Genomic DNA, 6,913 nt, shown 5'->3' on the forward strand with positions numbered 1-6,913 from the left:
ACTTCGAGGCCGTGCTCGCGGTCGATCTCCCTGATGGGCCGACGGCGGGCGAGACCCTGCGACTGAGCGGGCGCTCCGAATTCTCGTTTCTCGACGGCCGTATTGGTCGAATCGTTGACATCAGCTAAAGCGGGTGGCGCAGGAGCGTTTGCGCTGCGGGTCGTATGGCGCCAAGGGCTTTGTGCCTAAGACAGCGCCTCGATCAGCCGCGTCAGCAGCGCTGCCGGCTGATCCTCCTGCACCAGTCGGCACGGCTCAGTCGCTCGAAGGCGCCTTTCCGGCTATCGCTACGCAACGGAAAACGGCGGCGTGCTGACGCGCTGCTGATGCCGACTGACCAGAAGTAGAATGACTGGATCGGAACGATGATACCGAGCGACACTATGACCGTCCCCGCCGAGTGCGAGCGCGCCTCCGCGCAGTTCTATGCCTACCTGGTCGATGCCCGGGACACGGCCGGGCTTTGGAGCACGCACCTCGCCTACACGATGACACAGGCCGTCTTCCAGGTCTTTCGCCGGCGCCTGTCCACGGCTGAGGCGATTGCCTTCGCCAACGTGCTTCCGGTCGGTCTCAGGGCGTTGTTCGTGTCGGATTGGACGCCGGGTGAGGAACCCCGCGACTTCCAGGAGCGCGAGACGCTGACCGACGAGGTCCGCAGCTTGCGCGCGGCCCACAATTTCTCGCCGGAGACGGCGATTCGCGATGTCGCTCGCGCCTTACGACGCCATGTCGACGAGGCCGCCTTCGAGGGCGTGCTCGCGCAGTTGCCTGAAGGTGCGGGTGACTTCTGGGCGCCGTGACGGCCGCGAAGAGCGCGGCTCGCCGCGCTCCGGCTTGCTGTGACCAGCGCGATCAGCACCGCGGCGAGAGAATGCCGGGGCCAACGGCCTCGCCGCCCGACACGTCACCCCTATCAGGGGCCGCAGGCGGCCTGCACGCGCGCGCGGTTCTCGGCGCTGTCCTCGAGCACCTGCAGCGCCTTGGCGCGGCGGCAATCCACCGCCTCGATCGCCGGAGGCGTGTTGTCGCTCCACTGGATGCTGGCCTGGGTCGGCGCAAAGCCCGCGGCGGCGTTGCAGTACATTTTGCTCAGGTTGCGCGCGGTCGGTTGGCGCCCGGCCTTGGCCCTGAATGCGACGCAGGTCTCCTCGAACAGCGCCTTCGCCGCTTGGGTGCAGGGGGCGTAGCCGGCGAGGCGCGCGCTGGTCGGCGCAGACCGACCTGGGGCTGATGCGCCAGAGTTGGTGCGTGAAGCTGACGCGCTGGTCGTGATAGTCGACGATCACGGTCTCGGGCTCGGCGTTGATGCCGTCGATCGCGGGCTGCGTGATGGTCTGGATCACCACGGTAATCGAGTTCACCATCGGAGAGTTCGACGCGATGGTTCATGCGTTAAACATGCAGGTCGACGACGATGCCGCCGCCGTCATCTCACCCTACATTGATCTTGACTATGTCAAGGGTGAGCGGCTCTTGAGTCTGACCGTCATCGGCGACTGAGCAGTCTCAGGTAGCGCTGTCGGTGCTGCTCTCCGGTATCGACGATGATGAAACGGCAGCCGTGTGCCGACACCCGCTTACGGCAGGATGGATGGCAATACAGATCCCTGCCAACATGGCAGCGCGTCGAGCAGGAGTTTGGCCCGCTTGATCCCTGAGCGCCTCACCTAAGTGCCCCTCACCTCAGGGCCCACCACTGCGGTTGGGAGTCGTTGTGCGGCGCTCTGTGATGCTCCATGAGTCACTGAAAAAACAGACGTCACATCGTGTAACGTCATGTAATCGTCGTTGATTCGTCACCGGATTCGCTTAAGATAGAGCGGTCGGGCATGCATTGTGTGGGAACCGTGAACAGCCGCGAGGTGATGATGAAACCCGATTCGACCACTGAGCGCGGGGTTGGGATCGCCTTACTTGAGCGATTGACTGAGTTTCGGCTGCCACGCGTCCTGCAAATCAAGGAGCGCGTCGACCACGGTGAGCGACTGAGCGACGACGATGTTGAGTTTCTCGAACTGGTGCTTGCCGACTCAGCCAATGCCAAGCCGCTCGTCGACCACCATCCTGAGCTCGAGGTCATCGCCGTCAAGCTGATCGGCCTCTACCACCATATTAGCGAGACCGCCTTGGCCAACGAGGTTCAGTCGTCATCGGCGGGCGTTTCGGACTCGACACGCGCGCCCTAAGGCCGACATCATCGGGCCAGAATGAGTCGGCCAACATGAGCGACGACCGGGCAAGCGTCAGAGCCCTGATCCTGGGCATTGGTGCGCTTGGCCTGATCTTGGGGCTCGGCCTGATGGATCTGGTGCCGCTCTACGCAGGGGTCGACAGGTTGTCCACAGCGGCGGCTGATCGCCCGCTGCTGAGCGCTTTCCTGTTCTGTTGCATGCACGTGTTGATCGTCTCGTTGTTCCTTCCGGTCGCGGCCCCACTCGCGATCGCAGCCGGGGCTGTGTTCGGATTTGGACGTGGTTTGCTGCTCATCGTCATCGCCTCGCTGTTTGCGGCAGCCTTGGGTTTTCTCGTCTCGCGCTACCTGTTCGCCACTGTCTTGCGGCGGCGCTTTCTGACGACGTTCCAACGCATCGATGCCGCCTTCTCGACCTCTGGCATGCTCCATCTGTTTGCCCTGCGGCTGATTCCGCTGGTGCCGTTTTGCCTCATCAACATCGGCATGGGGCTGACCAAGATGTCGTTCTGGCATTATCTGGTCGTCACGCTGCTGGGCGGCGTTCCAAACGCCGCCCTGTTTGTCCATGCCGGCGCCGAACTGGGCGCGCTTAACCCCGCTGAGGGTGTGGTGACGCCAGGCGTGCTTCTCGCGCTGGCCTTCATCGGCCTCTCTCCCTGGATGGCCCGGCAGCTCATCGACCGACTCCAGGTCCATCACCCGGACAGCGGCGCCATGCGTCGCCCGTCATCGCCGCTGTGAGCACGCTCGTCCCATTCATGCAAGGCATGCCAGAGCCCCTTCTCCCAGAGGATGCGGCTGGTGTGGCGATTGTTGTCGGTGGGGGGTCCAGCCGATGATCAGCACGATGGCGCGCCGTTGCTCGCATCAGGCACTCATCATCGCTCGACGTCAGGCGCATCAGCCTCGTCCGAGATTCTCTGGTCAGGGTCGACCTTCATGAGTTTAAGCACCATGACGGCTCGGGACGGGATCAGCAGAAACAGCCCCAAGGCAATGAGCTCAACGTCGGCGCGCATACCGGTCAGGCCGTATTTGGTCGTGAGGTCGGTGGCCAGGGCGATATAAAAGCCGACGGCCACCAGAACGGCCCCAATCCAAGAGGCCATCGAAAGCAGATTAAGGACGGTCTTGGCGCGCATGGTCTGTTCTCGCTTTGGGACGGGTGAGGTTAAGGCGGAGATAGGGTGTCGGCTTTGGCCAGGAGGGGTCAGTTGGGAAGCAGTTCATAAAGGCCGAGCGATTGGTCGAAGGGGGTTCAAGTCGATGGGTAAATGTCCATCTGAATCGGATAACGTAAGCGTAGCAGACACGCCGGAAGCGGCATTCGTGGAGATGTTCCATGCATGATCTGAATTCACCGGAGTCCAAGATGTTTTCGCGCCGGGCATTGATACGATTGTTTGCCGCTCTCGCCATGAGCGTAAGCCTGCCACTCGCCGGTGCTGTGGACCTGCAGCTGGGTAAGCGCTTGGCCGAGCAGGGGGACGCGAGCCGCGGACTGACACCCTGTTCGGAGTGTCATGGTGCTAACGGCGGTGGCAGTGAAGAGGTTGGCGCGCCCCGGCTCGCTGCCATGGGCGAGGCGTATCTGGCCCGCCAGATCGATAACTACAAGGACGGTAATCGCCGCCACCCCATCATGCAGCCCTGGGCTGATGCGCTAACCGCGGATGAGGTCCAGGCTGTGGCAGCTTATTATGCGTCGCTTCCGCCGGCTTCGAACGCCATTGTTCCGAATGACATCGATCCGAAGCCAGGCAAGTGGTTGGCGCTCTACGGCGACTGGGCCGGCCGGCGCCTTCCGGCTTGTATCCAGTGCCATGGTCCCTTGGGCGTCGGTGTCGGCGAGTACTTTCCGGCCTTGGCGGGCCAGCCTTACAATTATCTCGTCGGCCAGCTGGCGGCCTGGACCACAGGCAGCCGCAAGGGCGATCCTCTCGGTATGATGAGCGCGATGAACCGGCATCTGTCGGCAAAGGAGTCACGCTCCGTCGCGGCCTTTTATGCATCGATCCCGGAGAAAAAGGCTGTTCAGGTCGCCGCGGAGATCGAACGCGGCGCTCTGCAGCCGGACCCGGCCAAGGCGACGCCTCCGACGGATGAGTTGGGGCAGATGGCGACCAAGGGGTCGGCGCACACCGGCCCGTTGGCTCATCAGGGCGAGATTCCCTCCGGCCGGCCGCAGGCTGAAGCTGAGCTGTTTGAGCCCCCGCTGCGAGGCACTGCGCCCGATGATGATTTCGGCGAACTGGTCAAACTCGGTGAGGCCATCTATCAGCATACGTACAGCCATCCAGTGTCGGGCAAGTACGTGGGCAACACCCAGGTCTGTGAGGGCTGTCATTTGGATGCTGGCCGGCTCGCCGGCGCTGCACCCATGTGGGCTGCCTGGGTGTCCTACCCGGCCTACCGCGGTAAGAACAAGAAGGTCAACAGCATGACCGAGCGGCTACAGGGGTGCTTCAAGTACTCGATGAACGCTCAAGCGTCGAAGGTCGGTGCGCCTCCGTCGGCCGAGAGTCGGACGATTCATGCGCTCCTGAGCTACATGTACTGGATGGCAACCGGCGCGCCCACCGGAGACAAGACGATGCCGGGGAGGGGGTTCCCGAAGATTGCCGAGACCAAGCAGGGCTTCGACCCGGCGCGCGGCAAACGGGTCTATGCCGAGAAATGTGCCATCTGCCACGGCGACGCCGGCGAGGGCGCTTGGGCCGAGGGCGAAGGCGGCGAAAAGGAGTTAGTCTTTCCGCCACTGTGGGGGCCGCAGTCGTACAACTGGGGCGCCGGAATGCACAAGATCAACACGGCCGCCATGTTCATTAAGGCCAACATGCCCTTGGGGAACTTCATCGAGCTATCCGACCAGGACGCCTGGGATGTCGCTGCCTACATCAATTCCCATGAACGGCCTCAGGATCCGCGCTTCAACGGCGATCTGGCGGAGACGACACAGCGCTTCCACAAGAGTCAGTTCGACTACTACGGTAAGCGCACGGGGCCCGATGGCAAGCTGCTTGGCGAGGCGGCACCGATGCCGACGGCTTCGGCCAAGTAAGACGTTGGCTCCGATCGGCCAAATGGTGCCAGCGTATTCGGTCCAGGATCATGATTAGCGCAGACCAAACCCCTGCCGGTTGATGACGTCGTCGTATCGGCACCACGAATCGCCCTGGATGCGCATGGCCTTGAGTATCGCCACGGCCATCCTTCACCGCAGGGCCAAAAACAACCAGGAACGATGTCATTTAGCCATCGGCTGTTCGGCTATCCCACTGAACCATCTTCGGGGCCCGACGGAACGTCGCGGGGTTTCGGCTCACATTCCCTTCTGGCGCGAGGGTCCTCGGTTCAGTCTCGCGTTCAATGTCGGATGGCCTGTCTCAATTGCCGGCTGACTCCTGCGTGGCGCTGTCGTGGCGCTCCGCCCCGCGGGCGCCAATCCCGCGTTCTTCTCCCTTACTGCCCTCACGTGCCCGACCGGTTTCCGGCCCCCTACAGGCGTTGGCGCCGGGCGTTGGCCGGATCTGCACTGGCAGCTGTCCCGGTTGCGGGGTTTTTGGCCCAAACTGCCGACGATACGCACTCTCGCCGCGGACTCGTTGCTCCGCCAGCGCATTGGGCAGGATCAGGGAGTTGTATTGGACCGCGGCGTTGCTGACGAGTCGGACACCCTCGTTTCAGACCTCACGCTCGTGCTGCGCTTCGGCCCAGCACCGGCCTCCGTGCTCGTAGGCGATGGCCCGCCGCATCAGCGAGTTGGGGATCGACGATGTGGGTCTGAACATTGCGGCTCGACGAACTGTCCAGCCTCGATGACCTAGCCGTGTCAGGTCGTCTTTCCAACCATCAAGCACGCGAGTGTTTGGGCGGATGAGCATCTACGACAGGATCGCCGAGAATTACGACAGCTATCGCAGCGAGGTTGGCGCTCGCGACCTGCTCTCCCTGGTCGAGACCATGGGCGATGGACTGCATATCCTCGACCTCGGTTGCGGCACCGGCCACCCGATTGCTGCGCGCCTCGCGCCACGCGTGTCGCGGTATCTGGGCATCGACAACGCCGAGGCGATGCTCTCGGTCTTCCGGCGCAACGTGCCACAGGCCGAATGCAGGTGTCTCGACATGAGCGAGATCGCGCGCCTGGGCGGTGGCTGGGACCTCATCTTCAGCTGGGGCGCGCTCTGCCATCTCCGGGCTGAGGCGCAGGTGCGCACCCTGACCGCCGCCGCCGATCTGCTCAACCCGGGCGGGCGACTCCTGTTCACCAGCGCTGAGGCGCCGGGGCAGTGCACAGGCTCCGCTGGACCCTATCGCGAGGTCATCGACCACCTCAGCCTCGGCAAGGCCGCCTACACCGAGGTGCTCAGCGCCAACGGGATGCGCCTCCTCTCGGCCGAGCCGTGGGAGGCGGGGAACTTCACCTACTTCTACCAGAAGGGGCCTGCGGGATCGCGTCCCTTAGGGCCCATCTCGGCGGACCCTGACGACACGTTGTTGGATAGAATGGCGAGCGCGGGCGACGCTTACCGGCCCAGGCCGGGGCTGTCCAGCATGTGGTCATTCGATGGCGCCAGCGCGCGCCGAGCGGATGTGGGAGCACACACTGACCAGCGAGACGAGCCAGGGGAACAGCATTCATGAGCAGCGAGGAGCAGCGCGCCCTGATTGAGCACTATGTGCGCGCCTACAACCACGGCGACATCGAGGCCA

Annotated in this window: 8 protein-coding genes; 6 read left to right on the forward strand and 2 right to left on the reverse strand. The window is 63.5% G+C overall.

The genetic code is table 11. From position 1 onward, the window contains the following. Positions 1 to 383: 383 nt before the first annotated feature. Entirely contained in the window at positions 384 to 803 is a 420-nt protein-coding gene (locus ACY693_RS12205) for a DUF2267 domain-containing protein (protein ID WP_462322100.1), read from the forward strand. Positions 804 to 916: 113 nt separating this feature from the next. Here the strand turns inward: ACY693_RS12205 and ACY693_RS12210 are convergent, their stop codons facing one another. Then, entirely contained in the window at positions 917 to 1,087 is a 171-nt protein-coding gene (locus tag ACY693_RS12210; protein WP_462322101.1) for a hypothetical protein, read from the reverse strand. A 221-nt stretch (positions 1,088 to 1,308) separates the two neighbouring features. On the opposite strand from ACY693_RS12210, the gene ACY693_RS12215 reads away from it, so the two are divergent. The 3 genes from ACY693_RS12215 (at position 1,309) to ACY693_RS12225 (ending at position 2,938) form a co-directional block, all read left to right on the forward strand. Continuing rightward, the gene (locus tag ACY693_RS12215; RefSeq protein ID WP_462322102.1) at positions 1,309 to 1,503 is read left to right on the forward strand and encodes a hypothetical protein; all 195 of its coding nucleotides are present in this window, start codon (positions 1,309 to 1,311) and stop codon (positions 1,501 to 1,503) included. A 368-nt stretch (positions 1,504 to 1,871) separates the two neighbouring features. Continuing rightward, a complete protein-coding gene (locus ACY693_RS12220) occupies positions 1,872 to 2,189 on the forward strand; it encodes a hypothetical protein (RefSeq protein WP_462322103.1) in 318 nt (105 codons plus the stop codon). A 35-nt stretch (positions 2,190 to 2,224) separates the two neighbouring features. Next, the gene (locus tag ACY693_RS12225) at positions 2,225 to 2,938 is read left to right on the forward strand and encodes a TVP38/TMEM64 family protein (RefSeq protein ID WP_462322104.1); all 714 of its coding nucleotides are present in this window, start codon (positions 2,225 to 2,227) and stop codon (positions 2,936 to 2,938) included. A gap of 137 nt (positions 2,939 to 3,075) precedes the next feature. Here the strand turns inward: ACY693_RS12225 and ACY693_RS12230 are convergent, their stop codons facing one another. Then, a complete protein-coding gene (locus tag ACY693_RS12230) occupies positions 3,076 to 3,339 on the reverse strand; it encodes a hypothetical protein (RefSeq protein ID WP_462322105.1) in 264 nt (87 codons plus the stop codon). Between the two features lie 275 nt (positions 3,340 to 3,614). Between ACY693_RS12230 and ACY693_RS12235 the strand changes: the two genes are divergently transcribed. Beyond that, a complete protein-coding gene (locus tag ACY693_RS12235; protein WP_462322106.1) occupies positions 3,615 to 5,258 on the forward strand; it encodes a c-type cytochrome in 1,644 nt (547 codons plus the stop codon). Positions 5,259 to 6,073: 815 nt separating this feature from the next. Next, a complete protein-coding gene (locus tag ACY693_RS12240) occupies positions 6,074 to 6,844 on the forward strand; it encodes a class I SAM-dependent DNA methyltransferase (RefSeq protein ID WP_462322107.1) in 771 nt (256 codons plus the stop codon). Positions 6,845 to 6,913: the final 69 nt, after the last annotated feature.

This window comes from Halochromatium sp. (assembly GCF_054919635.1).

What these genes read in the sequence shown, in the direction of transcription:
- ACY693_RS12205 (WP_462322100.1), top strand. Translation starts at nt 384, where the DNA reads ATGACCGTCCCCGCCGAGTGCGAGCGCGCCTCCGCGCAGTTCTATGCC.
- ACY693_RS12210 (WP_462322101.1), bottom strand. Translation starts at nt 1,087, where the DNA reads ATGTACTGCAACGCCGCCGCGGGCTTTGCGCCGACCCAGGCCAGCATC.
- ACY693_RS12230 (WP_462322105.1), bottom strand. Translation starts at nt 3,339, where the DNA reads ATGCGCGCCAAGACCGTCCTTAATCTGCTTTCGATGGCCTCTTGGATT.
- ACY693_RS12220 (WP_462322103.1), top strand. Translation starts at nt 1,872, where the DNA reads ATGAAACCCGATTCGACCACTGAGCGCGGGGTTGGGATCGCCTTACTT.
- ACY693_RS12235 (WP_462322106.1), top strand. Translation starts at nt 3,615, where the DNA reads ATGAGCGTAAGCCTGCCACTCGCCGGTGCTGTGGACCTGCAGCTGGGT.
- ACY693_RS12240 (WP_462322107.1), top strand. Translation starts at nt 6,074, where the DNA reads ATGAGCATCTACGACAGGATCGCCGAGAATTACGACAGCTATCGCAGC.
- ACY693_RS12225 (WP_462322104.1), top strand. Translation starts at nt 2,225, where the DNA reads ATGAGCGACGACCGGGCAAGCGTCAGAGCCCTGATCCTGGGCATTGGT.
- ACY693_RS12215 (WP_462322102.1), top strand. Translation starts at nt 1,309, where the DNA reads ATGCCGTCGATCGCGGGCTGCGTGATGGTCTGGATCACCACGGTAATC.